Below are 20,461 nucleotides of genomic sequence, written 5' to 3' on the forward strand. Positions count from 1 at the left end.
GTGGCGTATCAGACAGTGGGCTCATGGGTTTGTGGGGGTATTTTTTAGGCTAGGCTGACCTGGTATTTCTTTGCGTTATTGCTAGTCGGCTGGCTTTTAAAAATAGATTAAGCCAAAAATGAAATCTTCGTCACATGAATTTTTTGATGAAGTCGCCGCTATTTCCACCCCGCACAATTCACCGAATAACGCATACATTTTCTTTCCTATTGCCCTCTATCCGGCGGGTTTAGAAGACAGCAGCGGCGCAACACCCAAAACAGCAGGAGGGGCGTCCCGGCTAACCGGAACGCCCCTCCCCTTAGGTTATGACGTAGTGATGAGCCTCAGCCTACTTCTTGGCGCCTACTTCTTGGCGCGAGCACGCTGATGCGCCGCACGCGGCGAGAAATACTGCGCGTCCTTCACGCGAGCGCGAGTGTACACGAGCATGCCCAGCATCGCCGCCACCGGGGCGCCAAACCACCACAGGGCACCGTAGAAACCAATCGCCGAATGGCCCGGGTTCACCAGAACAAACGGCGAATCGGGGCGACCGTAACCGAGTACGTACACGGTCACGAACGCCGCAACAGCCACGACCGCCGCCGCGTAGCCGCGACGCAGCGACAGGGCGCACCACAGGGCGGTAAAGAAAACCGTCAGGTACGCCACCAGCAAGCCGAGGGGCAGGGCGGTATCCCCCGCGTACACGACCCAGGCGTGGTAAATCGACCCGGCAATACCGGCAAAAATACCCAGAATCGAGCCGGTCAGCAGGCTCGACACCAGACCCGCCTCCTGCGGCTTCGGGTGCACGGTTGCGGTCGGGTCACCGTCGAGCACACGGAAAGTCTCCACGGAAGAAATCTTCTGCGGCACCTTATTCGAGTACTCAAAAGTCTTCTCGTCCACCACCGTGATCTGGGTGCGGTGCGCCTCCATTGCCTTGCGCTTGGCGGTGCCGTCACCGTAGATTGCCGCCTGCACGCGCTGATCAGCCGTATCGAACTCACCCTCAATACCCCAGGTGAGAATCGGGCGGTCCTCGTCATCTTCAAGGATCTGCAGGGCACGGTGCACAATCTCGTACACGCGCACGTGGTCGGGGTGGCCGTAGCCGCCGTCCGAATCGTAGGTGATCAGAACATCCGGGGTGAGGGCGCGAATAGCGGCAACCAGCGCCTGAGCTTGCGGCTCCAGCGGCTGCGCGGTCAACGAATCCTCCGCCGCCACCGGGTTGGCGACGGGCTTACCCTCCGGGCCCCACGCCATGCCGGAGTCACGGTACAGAGGCAGCGCGCCCTCCGCGACGGCGGGTTCCTGGCCCAGGAAGAACTGCTTCTTCACGCCCAGCGCCTTGATAGCGCCGGCAAGCTCACCGGTGCGATACTCGCCCAGCGCCTCACCGTTATCACGGCAGCCGGGCTTACCGACCTCCAGGTGATGCAGCTCCTCGGGGATGACCTCACCCAGCTCACCGCGGGTAGCGGTCAGCAGGTACACCTCCGCGCCCTTCTGCGCATAGTACGCCATGGTCGCGCCGGTCGAGGAGGTTTCGTCGTCCGGGTGTGCATGCACGAACAGGATGCGTGCCTTCTTCGCATCGTAGTTATTCGGCAGCAGGTCACGGCGCGAGCCGGGGGCGATGCGCTCACCCTGCGTGGGGTAGCTGGGGGTCGCAGAATCAGGCTGAGTGTTCTCGGTTTCAGACACAGGCTTTCCCTCTCATACGCAGGGTTGGGTTTCTTGGACGGTCAAAGCGCGCCGGCAATTTACATCGTTGAGTGGCAGACATTGAGTAGCGGACAGGTGCCGCCACCGTGCAGGCGCATTATTTTATCTTACACACTCGCATGTACAGCGCGGGGTGTTCAGGCTTTTCGAAAGCAGTTTTAGGCAGAAAGCAGAAGCGCTCCGCTCTCCTTGTTCTTCTCTCCGCCCTACCCCGCCGGTACTTCCCGAACGCGCCTGAGATTTAAACAGAGCCGCCGCTACCTCCTCTTCAGAAGGCAGCGGCGGCTCTTGAACAACGACAGCGCTCGGGCAACGACACCCACTACAGCAGGTGAGTCGCTAACGCGCTATCAGTTCGCGCTGTACTAGTTCGCGCGGGCGCGGCGGCGGAACTCGCGGACACGCTCGTTGGAATCCAGGATGACCTTACGGATACGAATCGCCTCGGGGGTCACCTCAACGCACTCGTCTTCGCGAGCGAACTCCAGGCACTCTTCCAGGGTCAGCTTCTTCGGCGGGGTCAGGTTTTCGAAGTTGTCCGCGGTCGAAGAACGCATGTTGGTCAGCTTCTTTTCCTTGGTGATGTTAACTTCCATGTCGTCTGCACGGGAGTTCATACCAACGATCATGCCCTCGTACACCTCGGAGGTGGGCTCAACGAAGAAGGTGCCGCGCTCCTGCAGGTTAATCATCGCGTAGGGGGTCACCACGCCGGCACGGTCAGCAATCAGCGAACCGTTGGTGCGGTACTCAATGTCGCCAGCCCAGGGCTCGTGCTCAATCGAGTAGGAGGAAGAAATACCGGCACCGCGGGTCTCAGTCAGGAACTGGGTACGGAAACCAATCAGACCACGTGCGGGAACAGCGAACTCCATACGGACCCAACCGGTACCGTGGTTCGACATGTTCTCCATGCGGCCCTTACGCGCAGCCATCAGCTGGGTGACAGCACCCAGGTGCTCCTCGGGCACGTCAATGATCATGTGCTCCATGGGCTCGTAGACCTTGCCGTCGATGGTCTTGGTAACCACCTGGGGCTTACCCACGGTCAGTTCGAAGCCTTCGCGGCGCATCTGCTCCACGAGGATAGCCAGGGCGAGCTCGCCACGGCCCTGAACTTCCCACGCGTCCGGACGCTGGGTGGGCAGAACCTTGATGGACACGTTACCAATCAGCTCGCGGTCCAGGCGGTCCTTCACCTGACGTGCGGTGACCTTTGCACCCTTGACGCGGCCAGCCAGCGGGGAGGTGTTAATACCGATGGTCATGGAGATCGCGGGATCGTCCACCTTGATCAGCGGCAGGGGCTTGGGGTTCTCAGCGTCGGTGAGGGTTTCACCAATGGTGATGTCCTCGATACCAGCCACTGCGACGATCTCACCGGGGCCAGCGGACTCTGCGGGAACACGCTCAAGAGCCTTGGTAGCCAGCAGCTCGGAGATGCGGACGTTCTTGATTTCGCCGTCGTGACGTGCCCACGCAACGGTCTGGCCCTTCTTCAGGGTGCCGTTGAAGATACGGACCAGTGCCAGACGACCCAGGAACGGGGAGGAGTCCAGGTTGGTCACGTGTGCCTGCAGAACCTCGTTGGGGTCGTAGGTGGGGGCGGGCACGTGCTCGATGATGGTCTTGAACAGCGGCTCAAGGTCGTCGTTGTCGGGCAGCTGGCCGTCTGCGGGCTGGTTCAGGGATGCAGCGCCAGCCTTACCGGATGCGTACACCACCGGAACGTTCAGCACAGCGTCCAGGTCCAGGTCGGGAACCTCGTCCGCCAGGTCAGATGCCAGGCCGAGCAGCAGGTCCATGGACTCGCCAACAACCTCGTCGATACGGGAGTCGGGGCGGTCAACCTTGTTCACCACGAGGATCACGGGCAGCTTAGCAGCCAGTGCCTTACGCAGCACGAAGCGGGTCTGGGGCAGCGGACCTTCGGATGCGTCCACGAGCAGCACAACGCCGTCAACCATGGACAGGCCGCGCTCCACCTCGCCACCGAAGTCGGCGTGGCCGGGGGTGTCAATAACGTTAATGGTGATGGTCTCACCGTTGGCGGAAGGGCCGTTGTAGAACACGGTGGTGTTCTTCGCCAGAATGGTGATGCCCTTTTCCTTTTCGAGGTCGCCGGAGTCCATGACTCGGTCTTCAACATCTGCGTGGGCAGAGAAGGCGTGGGTCTGCTGCAGCATCGCGTCGACGATGGTGGTCTTGCCGTGGTCAACGTGTGCCACGATGGCCACATTGCGAAGGTCGGGGCGCGAAGCGGTGTTTTCAGACATGCGTTAAGTTTCTCGCTTAAATCTAGGGGATAGTCTTGCCAACGGGTGCGCTCTAGAAGGCGCGGGGGTCACGGGGCAGTACCTTCAGATAGGTTATCTGGGGGTGTTTGCCGGTTGGAGTGTATGCCGGTGGACCCGCTCTGCGATGAGAGCGTTTCCGGGCACGCCAAAACGGACCCCCCTCCGTTGGGCTTAGCTACCAGTGTATCACTAGGGCTTTTCTGCGAGCCACTCATCAATCATGCGGCGGGCAACGGCGTTCGTGCCGGGCAACTCCAGCTTGGCGGGGTCGTCCTCGTCGCTGTTGCCGCGCTCCTCCGAAATAGCAATCGCCTCACGCAACTCAGCGGCGGTGAACCAGCGGGCGGCACGGATCTCACCATCGTGATGGATGATGGGTTCATTCTCATCCACGCGCACCCGGTAGCAGATCATGAGCGAACGCGGGAAAGGCCACACATCGCTCATACGGTACTCGGTGCTGAGGGCGTGCAGACCGGTTTCTTCGTAGACTTCGCGGGCGATTGCCTCTTCGAGGTTTTCGCCGGGGTCAACGAATCCGGCGATGAGGGCGAAGCGGTTGGGGTGCCACTGGCGGTTATTCGCCAGCAGTACGCGCTCGCCGTCGCGGCTGGTCACCAGCGCCATGACGGCGGGTTCGATGCGGGGGAATACCATCTCGCCGGAGGCGGTGCGGCGGATACCCTTAGAACCGAGGGGCGCCTCCTCGCCGCTGTATGCGGAGTAGCGCATGTCGATGAGGTAGTCGCGGCGTGCCAGGGCGGTGGCGTAGTGGGCGCGGCCTTCCGGGTCGTCGTGGACCGGATAGTAGCGGAAACCACTGGTGGAGGCGCGCACCCGAGGGTCGTTCAGGTCGGCGGCGACCTGCGCGAGGGTTTCATCCTCACAGTAGAGCACGTGCACCTCTGCCTCACTATTCTTCTGGGCGTCAGCACCGTAGGCGGCGGGGCGAATTACACTGCGCGCAAGGATAGCCTCTTCGGTCAGCGGCTCGGCAGTATCGTTACCGGTCAGGTAGTGCAGGGTTCCGTCATCGCTGAGGAGGGTTTCCCCTTCGCGGGAGACGAGCAAGTAGCGCGGTGTGTGAGTGTCAGCGGGTGTGTGTTCAGGTGAAGAAGTCATAGGTTTTACTCTACATCTTGATGTTGTAAGGCCCACAATAGGGTGCCAGGTTTCGATTTTTTCGCCGTATCGTCCCATATCACTCTCGAAAGAGATGACAGAGGCACCTGAAAATAAGAGAATGGAAGCATGACTACTTCTATTGACCCTACGACCACCTCCGCGTGGTCTGCTCTGTCCGCTCACCACAAATCTCTCACCCCGAACCTGCGCGAATGGTTTGCCGCTGACCCGGAACGCGCGCAGAAGCTCAGCTTCACCGCCGACGAACTGCACGTCGACCTGTCCAAGAACCTGATTACCTCCGAAACCCTTGAGCTGCTGGTCAAGCTCGCTGAAGAGGTCAAGCTGGAGCAGGCTCGCGAGGCAATGTTCTCCGGCGAGCACATTAACGTCACCGAGGACCGCGCAGTACTGCACACCGCGCTGCGCCGCCCCGAGGGTTACACCCCCGCGCTGACCGTTGACGGCCAGGACGTAGACGCAGACGTTCACGCCGTGCTGAAGAAGATCTACGCATTCGCTGAGCGCGTGCGTAGCGGCGAGTGGACCGGCATCACCGGCAAGCGCATCGAGACCGTTGTGAACATCGGTATCGGTGGCTCCGACCTGGGCCCGGTCATGGTGTACGAGGCTCTCAAGCCCTACGCAGACGCAGGCATCACCGCACGCTTCATCTCCAACATTGACCCGACCGACGTGGCTGAGAAGGTCTCCGGCCTGGACCCCGAGACCACCCTGTTCATCGTCGCATCCAAGACTTTCGGTACCCTCGAAACCCTCACCAACGCGCGCGTGGCACGCGAGTGGCTGCTGTCCGCACTGGCTGAGGCTGGCGCTCTGGAAGGTAAGGAAGTATCCGAGGCTGTGGCTAAGCACTTCGTGGCTGTCTCCACCGCGCTGGATAAGGTTGCAGCATTCGGCATTGACCCCGAGAACGCTTTCGGCTTCTGGGACTGGGTTGGCGGCCGCTACTCTGTAGACTCCGCGATCGGCACCTCCCTGGCTATCGTTTTCGGCCCGAAGGTTTTCGCTGACTTCCTCGCCGGCTTCCACGCAATGGATGAGCACTTCCGCACCGCTCCCCTGACTCAGAACGTACCCGTTCTCATGGGTCTGCTGAACATCTGGAACGTGAACTTCCTCGGCGCAGAAACCCACGCGGTTCTGCCCTACGACCAGTACCTGCACCGCTTCCCCGCATACCTGCAGCAGCTGACCATGGAGTCCAACGGCAAGTCCGTTCGCGCAGACGGCTCCTTCGTCAACTACGCAACCGGTGAAGTGTTCTGGGGCGAGCCCGGCACCAACGGCCAGCACGCTTTCTACCAGCTGATCCACCAGGGCACCCGCCTGATTCCCGCGGACTTCCTTGCCTTCGCTAACCCGGTCCACCCGACCAAGGACGGCGAGCAGGACGTTCACGAGCTGTTCCTGGCTAACTTCTTCGCACAGTCTCAGGCTCTGGCATTCGGCAAGACCGAGGAAGAGGTTCGCGCAGAGGGCACCGCAGAGCACGTGGTCAACGCACGTATCTTCAGCGGCAACCGCCCCTCCACCTCCATCATGGCGCCGCGCCTGACCCCGCGCGTTCTGGGCTCCCTGATTGCCCTGTACGAGCACATCACCTTCGTTCAGGGTGTTGTTTGGGGTATTGACTCCTTCGACCAGTGGGGTGTTGAGCTCGGTAAGAAGCTGGCGCTGGACCTGGTTCCCGCTATTGAGGGTGACCGCGAGGTTCTGGCTCGTCAGGATTCTTCGACCGCCTCGCTGATTGATTACTACCTGAAGAACCGCACCAAGTAGTAGCTCAAACATAGCCCCGAGGGTTTTATGGCCTGCGGGTATAGGATGCACAAACCGCCGGATAAGCTCCCAGTTAGGGAGGCTATCCGGCGGTTTTGTTATACGGGTTTTAGCTCTATACCGTGCTGCTAGTTCACGGCGGGCAGGGTGTCGGAGGCAACCTCAGCGATAATGCGCACCACGGTGGATTCGGGCAGCTGCGGGATGCCCTGCTCGTCACGGACCACGCCACCGGCGTCACGGTGGGCGGTCATGCCGGTGCCTTCGGTGGCCTCTTCGCCGTCGGCGCAGGTTGCAGGCACGTGCACGAATCCGGCGGGGATGCTCAGCCCCAGGTCGCGGCTGATGCGCTGGCCCTCGTAGAACACGTGATTGCACACGTAGGTTCCGGCGGTGTACGAAATCTCGACCGGCTCCCCCGCCGCACGCAGACGCTCAAAGCTGGCACGCACCGGCAGGGAGGAGAAGTACGCCTCCTGACCGCCCGGAGCGATCGGCTCATCACAGCGCTGGTCGCCGTCGTTATCTTCAATACCGGCGGAGTCCAGGTTGATAGCGACCTGTTCGAGGCTGACCACGTCGCGGCCAACCGCCACACCCAGGCTGATGAGCGCATCGGGCTGCACATCCTGCAGGGCGGCGCGCAGGGCGGTGCTGGAACCGTCGTAGCTAACGGGCAGCTCCCGAGTGATGACATTCAGGTCCGGGCGCATCCGGGCCAGCAGACGCTGAGCACCTTCGGCGAGCGCTACGGTGGGGTTCACGGGCACGCCGGGGAACGGGCCGAAGAAGGTCAGCAGCAGGGTGCGTGCCTGGTTGGGGGTGGTTGCCATAGTCAATCTCGTTTTCTGCGTTAGTTTTATTCAGCAGTGTTCTTTTCGGCGGCGCGGCGCTCTAGGTCCTTGGCGAGCGCCTCCAGTAGCTCTTCGGGGGTGGTGACGATGATGAGCTCGTCTAGGTAGCGTTCGTTGAGCAGGCCGGTGGACGCCATGTAGTGCATCGCGTCGATGAGCTTGTCCCAGTAGCCGTTGACGTTCAGCAGGGCGACCGGCTTGGAGTGAATATCGAGGAACTGCCAGCTGAAAACTTCAAAGAACTCTTCGAGGGTGCCGGGGCCGCCGGGCATGGCGACGAACGCGTCAGCCTTCTCAATCATGGCGATTTTGCGCTGGTGCATGGTGTCCACAATGTCGAGGGTGGTCTGGCCGGGGTACACGCCCTCCAGGCCGACCAGCTTGTGGGTGACCACGCCGTAGACCACGCCGCCGGCGTCCAGAGTTGCGCCCGCGACGGTGCCCATGAGGCCGGTGCGGCCACCTCCGTACACCACGCCAATATTGTTCTGGGCGCAGAGGGTGCCGAGCTCCTGGGCGCGGGTGGTGAAGAGCGGGTCGTTGCCGGAGCGTGCGCCGCAGTAGACGGCGAGGTTGTAGTCAGTCTTCTTCATGGTTCTCCTTGGGGTGTATGTGGGTTTCCGGGGTGGAGCGCCTCTATGCGTTCTACCCGCGATAGATGTTGCTGTGTTGAGGGTACCGGATGCACCTGTGTACCTCATGTGTGCCGCCCGCCGGTTCAGGGGGCCCGTCAGGGGCGGGGGTTACGGTAGCGGGGTGCGTGCCAGCAGCGGGAAAATCTGCTCGGTATTCAGCGGTGCCTGCGATGCAGAATCGAAGGGGCTGCTCATGGCAGGGTTGACCCAGCGCAGCTCAGCGATTTCTGCCTGCGGCACCAGAGAAGCCAATAGCTCGTGTTGTTCGTCGGTGGGTGCGTATTCGTAGGTTTCGGCGCGTACCGTAAAGCCTGCCTCGTTCAGTGCCGCCGCTTCCAGGAGTCCGCGATGGTGCATCCGGGCGGGGTCGGGGGTAAGCCCGATTTCTTCGTTCACTTCGCGGCAGGCGGTCTGTAGCGGGGTCTCCCCCGGTTCGGGTTTACCGCCGGGCATCATGAACCCATCACTGCCCCGTTTGCGCACGGTGAGTACGAGCCCGTCCCGGTTGCGGATTGCTACAGCGCACACGTTCACGACGCGGTGCGTGCTGTCGATGGCGCTGTGCTCAGTAGCGCTGGGTTCGGCGGGCGGGGCGGGCGGGGCTGCTTCTACTCGGTTCTGCGGGTTCTTCTGCGTGGGCATCTTTCTACCCTAGCATTTCCGTATCCTCCAGCCGGCGCTGTGCGTGTTTGTCTTATTCATCCGCCCTGTAGGCATTGGTTTTACGTAATATTTCGGCGAGTTATCTTATGTCCGGTTCATGCGTTTAGGTGCGTGTTACGGTGTAATTAACCGCGATGTCGCGGTACCGTATACGCACTCGACTTGGCGCGATACAGGAAGAGTGCGGATCACTCAATCACCCATGTAGAAGGAACTTCATGATGGCTAACTCTTCCCACGCCCGCCGCTACGGTAGCGCCGGCGCTTCTGTTCTTCTTGCCGCATCCTTGAGCTTGTGCGCTCTGCCTTCTGTTGCAGCGGCTGATACCCCGAATCCGGATAACCCGCCGGTTATTACGGTCTACAACTACAAGGTTGAGACTAATACCCGTGAGTTGAAGACTGCCCTGCGTCTGAACAAGATTACGTTCAAGGCGTCGAAACTGCCCGCGAAAACTACCGCTTTCGCCCCGGCATTGCACGAGGCAAACCATAGGGGTTTCCCGTTTCTGAACCCGATTCAGACGGTGCGCGTTGAGGGCCCGTTCAAGGACGGCACGGCGACTGCGACCCATTACGTTCCCGGTAGCCTGATTGACCCGGCGAAGAACTACAGCTTCGTCGCTAATATCATCGTTGATGGTTACGGGGGCGGTCAGGTTCTGCGCATGGACGTTGTGAAGGATAGCGCCGCACCGGTTCTGCACGTGGATTCGCCGCGTCTGAACACCAAAGGTGAGACCGTGTTGAAGGTGCGCGGTACCGGCTACACCGGTGAGGCGACCCCGCACGGTGTGCGCGTGGTGGTGTCTGATACGAATGTGTGGGTTCCCGGCCGTTTTCCTCAGCAGGGTATGCGTTTCGTGGCTGAGGTGACCGTACCTGCTTCGCAGATTCACAACGGTGCTTTTGAGACGGAGGTGAAGGTCCCGGCGGATGTTGCGGCGACGCTGAATACCTCTCACAAGTACATTGCGGGCACCATGGCTGCCGGAGTTGAGGGTGCTGAGTACGGTTCGTTTGATGCTCAGAAGCCTCTTGAGCTTTTCGCGCAGGAGCCCGTGGTTTCTGCGGTTCCGACCTATGCCCCGACCGTGGCACCTCTGCCGGAAGCAACCGTTGGCGTGAACCCAACCGATGCACCCACCGTTGCACCGCTACCGGAGGCAACCGTTGGTGTAAACCCGACCGATGCGCCCACCGTTGCACCTCTGCCCGAGGCAACCATTGGTGTTAACCCGACCGACGCACCCACCGTAGCACCCCTGCCGGAAGCAACCGTAGGGGTGAATCCCACCGATGCGCCGACCGTGGCGCCGCTACCGGAGGCAACCATTGGTGTGAACCCCACCGACGCACCGACCGTAGCGCCGCTGCCGGAGGCAACCGTAGGCGTGAACCCGACCGACGCGCCCACCGTGGCGCCGCTACCGGAGGCAACCGTAGGCGTGAACCCGACCGATGCGCCGACGGTTCCTGCACTGCCCGAAGCAACCGTTGGAGTGAACCCCACCGACGCGCCCACCGTCCCGGCACTGCCTGAGGCAACCGTAGGCGTGAATCCCACTGATGCCCCGACGGTTCCTGCACTGCCCGAAGCAACCGTTGGAGTGAACCCCACCGACGCGCCCACCGTCCCGGCACTGCCTGAGGCAACCGTAGGTGTGAATCCCACTGATGCCCCGACGGTTCCCGCTCTGCCGGAAGCAACCGTAGGTGTGAATCCCACCGACGCACCCACCGTCCCGGCACTGCCTGAAGCTCCGATGCCTGCCAATAAGGCACCCGCGGCAGATCAGGCACCGGTTGCCGATAAGACCCCGAACGCTGACAAGCTGGAGGACGCAACCGTGGCGCATCCCAAGAGCAAGCCCTCTCAGGAGGCTCCGGTAACCGCCGCCCGCTCGGCACAGGACACTCTGGCAAAGGACAGTCTCGCTAAGGAGAGCAGTCCCAAGAAGGCTACCCTGGCGAGCACCGGTGCATCCGGCGTTGGCGTGATTGTTGGCATTGGTGTTGCTGCAATCTGTGCTGGTCTGGGTTTGAGCGTTCTGCGCTCGCGCCGCCGCTCCTAAGAGTTGCGGGGCGCATAGTCTAGCCCGCCCGGTGTAAACCGCGCATAGCAAAGAGCCGCCGGTTCCCCCATTCAGGGGGAACCGGCGGCTCTTCACGTATCAGCTAATTCAGCCCGCAGAGTCTATCAGCTGGCGCAATCGTTCGCGTTACTTCGAAGCCTTAACCTCGATGCCGCTCACGTCAATCTGTTCCAGCGGAATCAGGCGGTCACGAGTGACCACGCGGTGCACCAGCCAGACCACGATAATCACGGGCAGACCAATGTAGGAGCTGAGCACGCCAGCCCAGTCACCGCTCAGGAACGCCTCGTAGTTCTGGCCGCCAATAACGACCAGGCACATGAGGAAGGCGATAATCGGGCCCGCGGGGAAGAACGGCGCCACGTAGGGCAGGTCCTTCAGGCTATTGCCCTGCTTCAGGTACGCGCGGCGGAAACGGTAGTGAGCTACGGCAATACCCACCCAGGTGATGAAGCCAGCCAGACCGGACACGTTCACCAGCCACAGGTACGCACCATCCGGCGAGAGCAGTGCGGCAATGAAGCCGACCGCGCCGATAGCTGCGGTAGCCAGCAGCGCGTTCATGGGCACGCCGCCGGAGTTGATGCGGGTGAACATCTTCGGCGCCTTACCCTCCTGGGCGAGCGCGAAGAGCATACGAGCCGAAACGTACAGGCCCGAGTTACCGGCAGAAAGCACTGCGGAGAGGATCACGGCGTTCATGATGGCTGCCGCGAAGGCGATGCCCGCACGCTCGAAGATGAGGGTGAACGGGGAGATGTTGATGTTACCGTCCGCTGCGGTGAGCAGGTTCGGGTCGGAGTAAGGAATCAGGAAGCCGATGACGACCATCGCACCAATGTAGAAGAGCATGATGCGCCAGAACACGCTGGTCAGCGCGCGGGGCACGTCGCGGCGGGGGTTCTCAGATTCACCAGCTGCCACACCGATCATTTCGGTGCCCTGGAAGGAGAAGCCTGCCACCATGAAGATGGCGAGTACGGCGGGTGCGCCGCCGACGAAGGGTGCCTCACCGACGGTCCAGTTGGAGACACCCGGGGAGCTACCGCCCAGGATGCCGAAGATCATGGCGATACCTGCGATGAGGAAGACGACCACGGTAACGACCTTGATGGTGGCGAGCCAGAATTCGCTTTCACCGTAGGAGCGTGCCGAGAGGGCGTTGATGCCGGTCAGCAGCACGAGGAATCCTGCCGCCCACACCCAGGATGGGATATCCGGGAACCAGTACCTCATCACCTCGCCGACGGCGACGAGTTCGGCGGCGACGGTAATCGCCCAGTTGAACCAGTAGTTCCAACCCATGGCGAAGCCGAAGGACGGGGACACGTAGCGTGCCGCGTAGGTCTGGAATGCGCCGGGGACGGGCAGGTGCGCAGCCATCTCGCCGAGGGACTGCATGAGGAAGAGCACCATGATGCCGATGAGGGCGTAGGCGAGGATTGCGCCGCCGGGGCCTGCGGTGGAGATGGTCTTACCGGAGGCGACGAAGAGGCCGGTGCCGATTGCGCCGCCGATTGCAATCATCTGCATGTGGCGGGCGGAGAGGCCTCGCTTCAGTTCACCCTCTGCGGGGGTGGCTTCCGATGCAGCGCCGGAAGTCTCTGTAGGCTGTGCCATGTCAGGTCTTCTTTCTGAGGCTATTGCTTCGTGCGTTTGCTAGCGGTCTAGTCTGGTGTCCAGTCTAGTCCTGCTGCGGGTGGTGCCGCCGAAGGTTTGTGCCTGGGTCAAGAAATTCTTCAATCTTAAGGATTTCTTACGTACCGTAAGTTTTCCTAATCTGAGGGTCAATCCTACTCGCTTTTGAGGCTCTTTTCCACCCAAAACCACAAAAACACAGAAAAACCCTCCCGCACCGCTCATATATAAGCGGTACGGGAGGGTTCCCTATCAGGCTAATTCACCCGATCTATTTAGCTCACCCGGCTTTAGTCAGCCAGGTTGTGGAAGGACACCTTCGTGGGGTGCTCCACGGTGCGGGAGACGGTGCAGTCCTTCTGCTCGCTGAGCTGAATCAGACGGTCCACCATCTTCTGCGCCTTGGCGCCCTGCTCGTCCTCGGGGAAGCGCACATCGAAGTCCACCTCAACGTCGTCGAGGCGCACCGCGCCGTCTTCGGTCTGCTTCAGCGCCGAGGCGAGCACCTCGAACACCTCGGGGGTGGAGCGGCGGGAGGTGCCCGCGTCCACGTCCACGGAGGAGCAGCCGGCAATTGCGGCGAGCAGCAGCTCGACGGGGGTCAGCAGGCCCTCACCCACACCGAAGTCGAGGGTTGCGCCGTTGGCACCGTAGGCACGGTAGCGCAGACGGTCGATGCGCTCGATCTTGGTCTGGCGGTAGTTGTCGAGTTCGCGGCGTTCCTGCTGGCGCGAGTACACCTTCTTCTGCTCTTCAGCAGTCTGCACGGTGTTGTTCTGCTCAGCGTTGTTCTGCTCGGCGTTGTTCTGTTCAGCCATTGAGGTTCCTTTCGGGTTGTCTGCACGGTCGCTAGGTTATTCAGCGCCGCGTTGTTTAGCGTCATTCACTATAAGCGTGTTTCTCATTATTTTATTCCCGGACTCTTTTTCTCGTCGGTCAACCGCTTGCTCCTATACACTGGAAAACCGCGGCGGAGCTTCGAAGTCCCTCACGCACACAGTAGATTTTTTGAAGAGCACAACATACACAAGGAACTCTTTTATGGCACAGACCCCCGACACTGGGCGTCCCGGCGCTGAGCGTACGAGCACGCAGAGTGATTTCCGCTTGGCTGTTGCGGATTCTTCCGTGGTGATGCTCGGTATCGCTGTGCTGGGTTTGGGTTTGGGCATTATCCTCAACGCGCACGGCCTGCCCATCTGGACTGCACCGCTGCTATCCGCCCTAGTTTTTGCCGGTTCGGTGGAGTTCCTCATGGTGGGCATGGTCAGCGGCGGCACGCCCCTAGCGTCGATTGCGTTGACGGTGTTCCTGGTGAATGCACGCCACCTGGTGTACGGTCTTTCCTACCCGTTGCACAGCGTGAAGGGTTTCTGGGCTAAGGCTTTGGCGGTTCACACTCTGTGCGATGAAGCGTTTGCTCTCAACTCCGGTCCCGATCGTAATGAGCGTTCGGGGGCGCGCATTCTGTGGGTGAACGTGCTGATTTACGTGTCGTGGGTTCTGAGTGTAGTCCTCGGGTACGTGCTGGGCGCGAGCTTCCTCAACGATCTGAAGGGTGTGGATTTCGTGATGGTGGCTATCTTCACGGTTCTTGCGATGGACGGCTACCGCGCTAACCCGGATCGTGTGACGGTGCTCTTTGTGGCGGTTTCGGCTGCGGTTGCGCTGATTTTTGCGCCGTCCTCGTTCTTGGTGGTGGCTCTGGGTTCGTATGTGGTGCTGCTGCTGGCGCGTTTCCCGGTGGCGAAGCGCCGCGGTACTCTGCCGCATCGTGCTGTGCTTGAGGTAGCGGCTGAGACTGAAAGCGCCGCTACCGCTGATGCTCCCGCTTCCACACAGCGGTAAGAACGTTACATACGTGTTCAAAACCGGTTAGGATAGATGAGCGGAGCTTAGCTCTCCCCTCTTTCTATTTCTAGGATTACTAAGATGCCTCCCGCGCGAACCTGCGCGGAGGCTCCCAGAGGTGAAGGTACACCATGACTCAGATGAAAGACACCGCTAAGGAAACTAGCGACGCAGAACGCTGTGCCGCCCCGGAGTAACACCGCACCGGGAGCGGCATCACCCGAGGTCACACACGAGAACTACTGTCGCGCGCAACTACCCGCGCTGAACTATCCACGCAGAAAACTCGTGCAGGAGGAACAACCCTCCGCCTCCATGTTTCGCGGCTTTCATCAACTCACGTACCTACCGCACTACTTAGCCCCCAGCCTCTTCTTCGGTTGGGCTCTCCCTACCCTTTTTCGCGGATGCTTTCACGGCTTCACCCGCGCCCCTCTTTCGGGGACTCTTCCCCCCCCCTTTCGGGGCACTCTTTCGGAGTCTTTCGCTGAGTATGTGCAGAAAGAGAAAATCTTCATGAACAGTGAAGTGACCACCGGCTATATTCTTGCCGCAATTCTTGTGGCTGCAGGTATTACGTTCCTGCTTCGTTTGCTTCCCTTCGGCCTGAAGAAGGCTCTGGCTGGCTCCGAACTTTTGGATGCGCTCAGCCATTGGATTCCGCTCGGCGCAGTCGCACTGCTTGCCATCTATGCGGTGGCGAAGATTAATTATTCTTCATTCGCTACAGCGGCACCGTACCTGGCGGGTCTGGTGGTGACCGTGGGGGCGCACCTGTGGCGTAAGAATATGGTGCTGAGCATGGTGGCGGGTACCGTCACCTGCGTTGTGCTGGCTAACTGGGTTTTCTAGGGGGTCATGATGAGCATTTCTAAGAACTCTGTTTCTTCCGCTACTGCTTCCCCCGCTGCTTCTTCTCAGCCTGCACCGCAGCAGGCTAGCCAGCCCGCGCCCCATCAGGCTTCTCCCGAGCAGGTGGAGCAGGTCATTGCTTCTGCGCTTCCGCTAACCGGCATGATTCCCGTGGTGGAGGCTCCCGCCTCCCCCGATGCACGGGGGCCTCAGCAGCCGCGCGAGAGCGGCTTCGCCGAGGCGATGCGCGTTGCCGGCGTGATTATGCTGGGCCTGTTCTTTGTCGGCATTGGTCTGGGCGTGCTGGTGCACAGTTACGGTCTGCCGTTCTGGGTGGCGCCCCTGCTGCCGCTCCTGGTGTTTGCCGGTTCGGTCGAGTTCGTGCTGATTGACATGATCTCGAATCATGCGTCGCTGTTCTCTATCGCGGTGATGACTCTGCTCATTAATTCCCGCCACCTCATGTACGGTCTGTCCTACCCGATTGAGCGGGTGCGTGGCGGCTTGGCGAAGTTCTACACCGTGTACACGCTCATTGATGAGGCGTATGCACTGAATACGGGCCCGGACCGCCATAAGCTGCGTGCCTCCCGCATCCTGTGGATTCACGCGGGCCTGCATTTGAGCGTCCTAGCGAGCGCAACGCTCGGCTACGTACTAGGTGCAAGCTTCTTGAGTGAGCTCAAGGGCGTGGATTTTGTGATGACTTCACTATTCGCGGTGCTCGCTATCGATGCGTATCGCAGTTCTAAGGACCGCACGACTGCCGCTATTGCGGGTGTGTCTGCGGCGGTTGGTTTGTTGGTGGCGCCGCAGTCGATGCTGCTGATTTCGATGGTGGTGTACATTCTGCTGCTGGTGTCGCGTTTTGTGGTGGCTAAGCGCCGCGGCACCCTGCCGGAGCATATGCTGGTCGCGGATGAGGAGCCCGCCGAAACTGCCGAAGCCGCCGACACTCCCGCTCATCCCGGCGACTCTGCACACTAAGTCTGAATCCCGCGCTAAGTCTAAATCGCGCACTAAGTCTGGATATAGTAAAGCGCCCCGCCCACCCGAAATACCGGGTGGGCGGGGCGTTATGCTGTCGCCAGCCGCATGTGTGGTTGAACCCATGCGCTGTAGACGTTCAGTATCTGCTGTGCTGTGTACCGCCAAGTGTCCCTGACGGAAGTACTATGCGGGTGCCGGCGTTACGTCCGGCTCCCGTACTAAGCTTACTTGATAGCTGCCAGGGCTGCTTCGTAGTTGGGCTCGTTGGTGGTTTCGGGAACCAGCTCGGTGTAGACAACCTCACCGGCGGGGTTCACGACGACCACAGAGCGTGCCAGCAGACCCGCCAGGGGGCCGTCAATCAGCTTCACGCCGAAGTCCTCACCGAAGGAGGAGCGGAAAGCGGAGGAGGTGACGACGTTTTCAATGCCCTCGGCTGCGCAGAAGCGGCCGATTGCGAAGGGCAGGTCGTTGGAGACGCACAGCACGACGGTGTTCTCCAGGCCTGCAGCCTGCTTGTTGAAAGTGCGGACGCTGGTTGCGCAAACACTGGTGTCGACGGAGGGGAAGATGTTCAGCACCAGGTTCTTACCTGCGAAGTCTGCGGAGGAGATCTCGGAGAGATCAGCCGCGAGAACCGAGAATTCGGGCAGCTTTGCGCCGACTGCGGGCAGGTCGCCGTTGGTGTGGATTACGAGTTCGTTCTGTAGAGTTACTTCAGCCATGCCTTCATTGTCCCCCGGATAGGGCGGGTGTGCAAGGGGACACAGGCACTAGCGGGCAGAGTTTCCGCATAGCTGATTTTCTGCTACGTTGCTTCGCTTCTTCTGGCTCTGCTGTAGCGGCTGTCTAGCGGTAATCCCGGTCTGTGACTCTACGGTAATGAACGGCGCTGACCGTGCGCACCACGTGCCCGCCTCTTTTTCCCTATACTGGACGAGTTCACTATTCGCTTCATGACCAGCACCGATGCGCGCTGCCACGCATCTTCAGGAGTATCCATGTCTTCTATTCGCCGCCGTTTCACCGGCCGTACCGCTTTGGCTCTACCCGCGTTGGGCGCCGCTCTAGCTCTTGTTGTCACTTCCTGCTCGGCAAGCACTGATTCTGCTGTTTCGGGTACCGTAGTGTCTTCTTCTGGCAGCGCTTCTGCTTCCGCGAGCGCGACCTCCACTCAGGCACTGTTCCCCACCCCGTCGGCGAGCCCTAGCGCTACCCCGAGCGCATCCGCGAGTGCCACCCCGAGTGCTTCGTCGCCTGCTCCGGCTCCGTCGGTGGTGACGATTACGGTTCATGCTGAGCCGACCGCATCCGAGTCGAAGACCTCTGAGTCAAAGTCGGATTCCAAGTCTGAGTCGAAGAAGGACTCCACCTGCGCGTCTGATTCTGCATCGACCGTGGTGTCTAAGGCTCTGCGCGAGTTGAAGAATAAGAGCAAGTGGGATCAGTGGACGAACGTTTCGGCAAGCTACGAGGGTTACGACCCCTGTGCTGAGCTGTCGTGGATTGACGCGATTCCGGGTTCTTCCCCGTCTTCGTGCTGCACCGCGGCGATGGTGCACCACATTCTGCTGTTCCACCGCGGCAAGTTCATTGGTACCGCAACCTATGAGCCGTACTCGTTCTCCCCGGTGATTACCCGCACCTCTGACAGCTCGATTCGTGTGACCTACCGTTACATGAAGGAAGACGAGAAGGTACACAACGCGAGCGGTCGCACGACCGCTGAGTTCACCTGGAGCTCTTCGCAGAACAAGGTTGTGATGACCGGTGAGGTTCCGCCGAGCGAGTAGCCGGTTCACCTTATAGGCTACGTGTTTGATGCCCAGGAGGTTGGGCATACGAGAAACCCGCCGTCTCGCATATGGTGCATATGTGAGACGGCGGGTTTTCGTTGCTTAAGGATATGTAGAGTGCCCGAGGGCTAGCTGTTTAGGCAACGAACTTCTTGTAGCCGAAGTATGCAGCGCCTGCCAGGATAGCGATGAACAGAATCTTCTTCATGATGTACTCCTTTGATTGTTCTGAAGGGCACCCGGTGTTTTACTCCGTCTGGCGACTCACCTAAAGGTGAGGGCAGACGGGGCGTCATCCGCACGTGGTGCCGTTGCTCCCTATCTTACCTGCTTTTGAACAACGTTTTCTGTTTGACGTGCCAAGTCCGCATTTTAGACAGTCAAACACGCAGCGGTTCAGCGTGCCCTGAGCCAAGGGATACGCCTCTGACGGGCGCATAATGGGAGCATGAGTATTTTTAAGAAGAAAGAGTACAGCGCTGAGCGCTCGGCTACTCGCATGGCTCGTGCCCTCGCTGTGATGGGTGCGCTGCACTTCATCATCCCGGATCCCTTCGACTCGATTGTGCCGAAGTACCTGCCGGGTCCTGCCCACGCGTACACTCACGGTTCGGGTGTAGCTGAGCTGGGCACCGCTGCCCTGCTGGCTAATGATAAGACCCGCCGCGCTGGTAGTCTGCTTGCGGCTCTGCTGTTTGTTGCAGTGTTCCCCGCGAACATTCAGATGGCTCTGGATGCGCGTAACCAGTCCACTCAGCGTAAGGCTATTGCGTACGGTCGTCTGCCCCTGCAGCTGCCGATGATTTGTAGCGCTCTGAAGATTTGGCGTAAGTCGAAGTAGTCAATACATTCACCATTCGATACATTCGACACTCATCTCAATGATGAGAAAAGCACCTTAGTGTTTTAGAGATAAAACACTAAGGTGCTTTTAGCTTAATAAAAGCTCTTATAAGCTCTTCTTACATCATATTTACGTATAATTGAAAACAACATATTATCTGCCACAGTGGCAGATATATAAACCCAAGGAGATTACAATGGGTACTTTTATTGGCACCATTTTTACCGGCGCAATTATTGGTGCACTTGCACGCTTCTTTATGCGAGGCCGCCAGAATATTTCGATTCTTTGGACCATTATCTGCGGTGCTGTCGGCGCAGCTATCGGTACCTGGGCAGCGACCCAGCTGGGTGTTGCAGACACTAGCGGCATTGACTGGATTCGCTGGATTATCTCAATTATTGCTGCAATGCTGACCATTTCCCTGTACATGGGCTTGACCGGTAAAAAGTAAAGAAATATTTGTCAATTTCTTTTAAAACCTAAGCAATTTTTATAAAGCAAAAAGGCGGCACCTCCCCTAGCGTGAGCTAGTGCGGGAGGTGCCGCCTTTTCTGCGCCTCGCACGAGGCGTTTTATGCCTTCTTGACGACGGAGGACTTCAGGTACATCTGGCCTGCGCCGGGGACCTTCGCCTCAATGTCGTGGCCGTTGACGGGGGATTCGAGCAGGCGGATGCCGCGCACCTTGGTGCCTGCCTTGATGTCTGCGCCGCCCTTGACCTTCAGGCCCTTGACGATGGTGACGGAGTCGCCGTCGACGAGCTCGTTACCGACGGAGTCAAGAACCTTGGAGCCTGCTTCTTCTTCGGTTTCGCCGGCTGCGGTGCGTTCCCATTCGTGGCCGCACATGGGGCATGCCCAGAGTTCGCCCATTTCGTAGGTGTAGTTTTCGTTGCATTCGGGGCAGGCGGGTGCTTCGATTTCGTTGAGGTTTTCGCTCATGGTTCCTTCTTCGATCTGTGCGGATGCGCCGCTCCCCTACGCCTAAGTACCACTGCGTTGGGCGGTGGTGCTGCGGCGTGTGGGCGCGCGTCAGCGAGGGCGGGGTGCGACGGTGGAGGGTGCGAGGGTTCTCGCGTTCGTGCTGACTATACCATTTGGCAGGTGTGAACCGCATGTGCGGGGCTGGTTTTTGCCGGTCTTTTGGGGCGGGTGCGGGGCGTGAATGGAGCCGAAAATAAAATTTGCATGGTTTGTGCGTAATATTTGCGAAAATTCGGGTTTTTGCTCGCTATGCAGAAGATAAGGTGTGTAAAGTATCTAGGGCATTTGTACGTTTTTGAGTGAAAGGCACGGCTT

General features: G+C 60.0%; 18 protein-coding genes. 8 read left to right on the plus strand and 10 right to left on the minus strand.

The annotated features are described in order from the left end of the window. Positions 1 to 345: 345 nt before the first annotated feature. From HMPREF2884_RS05690 to HMPREF2884_RS05700, 3 genes are all read right to left on the minus strand, one after another. Positions 346 to 1,695: a PIG-L family deacetylase gene (locus tag HMPREF2884_RS05690; RefSeq protein WP_070616233.1), complete on the minus strand. Its 1,350-nt coding sequence runs from the start codon at positions 1,693 to 1,695 to the stop codon at positions 346 to 348. Positions 1,696 to 2,081: 386 nt separating this feature from the next. Then, on the minus strand, positions 2,082 to 3,992 hold the full coding sequence (gene typA / locus HMPREF2884_RS05695; RefSeq protein WP_060824490.1) for a translational GTPase TypA: 1,911 nt from the start codon (positions 3,990 to 3,992) through the stop codon (positions 2,082 to 2,084). Positions 3,993 to 4,202: 210 nt separating this feature from the next. Further along, entirely contained in the window at positions 4,203 to 5,135 is a 933-nt protein-coding gene (locus HMPREF2884_RS05700; RefSeq protein ID WP_070616234.1) for an NAD(+) diphosphatase, read from the minus strand. Positions 5,136 to 5,264: 129 nt separating this feature from the next. On the opposite strand from HMPREF2884_RS05700, the gene pgi reads away from it, so the two are divergent. Then, the gene (pgi, locus tag HMPREF2884_RS05705; protein WP_070616235.1) at positions 5,265 to 6,941 is read left to right on the plus strand and encodes a glucose-6-phosphate isomerase; all 1,677 of its coding nucleotides are present in this window, start codon (positions 5,265 to 5,267) and stop codon (positions 6,939 to 6,941) included. 128 nt (positions 6,942 to 7,069) lie between these two features. Here the strand turns inward: pgi and HMPREF2884_RS05710 are convergent, their stop codons facing one another. The 3 genes from HMPREF2884_RS05710 to HMPREF2884_RS05720 all read right to left on the minus strand — a co-directional run bounded on the left by HMPREF2884_RS05710 (position 7,070) and on the right by HMPREF2884_RS05720 (position 9,072). Beyond that, positions 7,070 to 7,774 carry a pyroglutamyl-peptidase I gene (locus HMPREF2884_RS05710; protein WP_070616236.1) on the minus strand — a complete coding sequence of 235 codons (705 nt, stop codon included), beginning with the start codon at positions 7,772 to 7,774 and terminating at the stop codon, positions 7,070 to 7,072. A gap of 26 nt (positions 7,775 to 7,800) precedes the next feature. Beyond that, complete coding sequence (locus HMPREF2884_RS05715) at positions 7,801 to 8,388, minus strand: LOG family protein (protein ID WP_070616237.1); 588 nt, start codon at positions 8,386 to 8,388, stop codon at positions 7,801 to 7,803. A gap of 150 nt (positions 8,389 to 8,538) precedes the next feature. Further along, the gene (locus HMPREF2884_RS05720) at positions 8,539 to 9,072 is read right to left on the minus strand and encodes an NUDIX hydrolase (RefSeq protein ID WP_210398945.1); all 534 of its coding nucleotides are present in this window, start codon (positions 9,070 to 9,072) and stop codon (positions 8,539 to 8,541) included. A gap of 239 nt (positions 9,073 to 9,311) precedes the next feature. On the opposite strand from HMPREF2884_RS05720, the gene HMPREF2884_RS05725 reads away from it, so the two are divergent. Then, complete coding sequence (locus HMPREF2884_RS05725; RefSeq protein WP_070616238.1) at positions 9,312 to 11,168, plus strand: hypothetical protein; 1,857 nt, start codon at positions 9,312 to 9,314, stop codon at positions 11,166 to 11,168. Between the two features lie 147 nt (positions 11,169 to 11,315). Here the strand turns inward: HMPREF2884_RS05725 and HMPREF2884_RS05730 are convergent, their stop codons facing one another. Further along, entirely contained in the window at positions 11,316 to 12,809 is a 1,494-nt protein-coding gene (locus HMPREF2884_RS05730) for an amino acid permease (protein WP_070616239.1), read from the minus strand. A 308-nt stretch (positions 12,810 to 13,117) separates the two neighbouring features. Further along, complete coding sequence (locus tag HMPREF2884_RS05735; protein ID WP_210398946.1) at positions 13,118 to 13,645, minus strand: OsmC family protein; 528 nt, start codon at positions 13,643 to 13,645, stop codon at positions 13,118 to 13,120. Between the two features lie 223 nt (positions 13,646 to 13,868). On the opposite strand from HMPREF2884_RS05735, the gene HMPREF2884_RS05740 reads away from it, so the two are divergent. The 3 genes from HMPREF2884_RS05740 (at position 13,869) to HMPREF2884_RS05750 (ending at position 16,517) form a co-directional block, all read left to right on the plus strand. Continuing rightward, positions 13,869 to 14,675: an AzlC family ABC transporter permease gene (locus HMPREF2884_RS05740; RefSeq protein ID WP_070616240.1), complete on the plus strand. Its 807-nt coding sequence runs from the start codon at positions 13,869 to 13,871 to the stop codon at positions 14,673 to 14,675. A gap of 519 nt (positions 14,676 to 15,194) precedes the next feature. Then, complete coding sequence (locus tag HMPREF2884_RS05745) at positions 15,195 to 15,530, plus strand: branched-chain amino acid transporter permease (protein WP_044142340.1); 336 nt, start codon at positions 15,195 to 15,197, stop codon at positions 15,528 to 15,530. Between the two features lie 9 nt (positions 15,531 to 15,539). Next, positions 15,540 to 16,517, plus strand: coding sequence for an AzlC family ABC transporter permease (locus HMPREF2884_RS05750; RefSeq protein ID WP_070616247.1), 978 nt, complete (start codon positions 15,540 to 15,542; stop codon positions 16,515 to 16,517). A gap of 227 nt (positions 16,518 to 16,744) precedes the next feature. Here HMPREF2884_RS05750 and tpx read toward each other — a convergent pair whose 3' ends face one another. After that, complete coding sequence (gene tpx, locus HMPREF2884_RS05755) at positions 16,745 to 17,245, minus strand: thiol peroxidase (RefSeq protein WP_012903128.1); 501 nt, start codon at positions 17,243 to 17,245, stop codon at positions 16,745 to 16,747. Positions 17,246 to 17,521: 276 nt separating this feature from the next. Here tpx and HMPREF2884_RS05760 point away from each other — a divergent pair, with 276 nt between their 5' ends. The 3 genes from HMPREF2884_RS05760 (at position 17,522) to HMPREF2884_RS05770 (ending at position 19,614) form a co-directional block, all read left to right on the plus strand. Next, positions 17,522 to 18,313, plus strand: a complete 792-nt coding sequence (locus tag HMPREF2884_RS05760; protein WP_070616241.1) for an LppP/LprE family lipoprotein — start codon at positions 17,522 to 17,524, stop codon at positions 18,311 to 18,313. A 451-nt stretch (positions 18,314 to 18,764) separates the two neighbouring features. Continuing rightward, complete coding sequence (locus tag HMPREF2884_RS05765) at positions 18,765 to 19,157, plus strand: DoxX family protein (RefSeq protein WP_070616242.1); 393 nt, start codon at positions 18,765 to 18,767, stop codon at positions 19,155 to 19,157. A gap of 199 nt (positions 19,158 to 19,356) precedes the next feature. Next, on the plus strand, positions 19,357 to 19,614 hold the full coding sequence (locus HMPREF2884_RS05770) for a GlsB/YeaQ/YmgE family stress response membrane protein (RefSeq protein WP_049349354.1): 258 nt from the start codon (positions 19,357 to 19,359) through the stop codon (positions 19,612 to 19,614). 121 nt (positions 19,615 to 19,735) lie between these two features. On the opposite strand, the gene HMPREF2884_RS05775 is transcribed toward HMPREF2884_RS05770, so the two are convergent. Next, positions 19,736 to 20,104: a zinc ribbon domain-containing protein YjdM gene (locus HMPREF2884_RS05775; protein ID WP_049327608.1), complete on the minus strand. Its 369-nt coding sequence runs from the start codon at positions 20,102 to 20,104 to the stop codon at positions 19,736 to 19,738. Between the last annotated feature and the right edge of the window lie 357 nt (positions 20,105 to 20,461).

This window comes from Rothia sp. HMSC073B08 (assembly GCF_001812975.1).
Classification (GTDB): domain Bacteria; phylum Actinomycetota; class Actinomycetes; order Actinomycetales; family Micrococcaceae; genus Rothia; species Rothia mucilaginosa.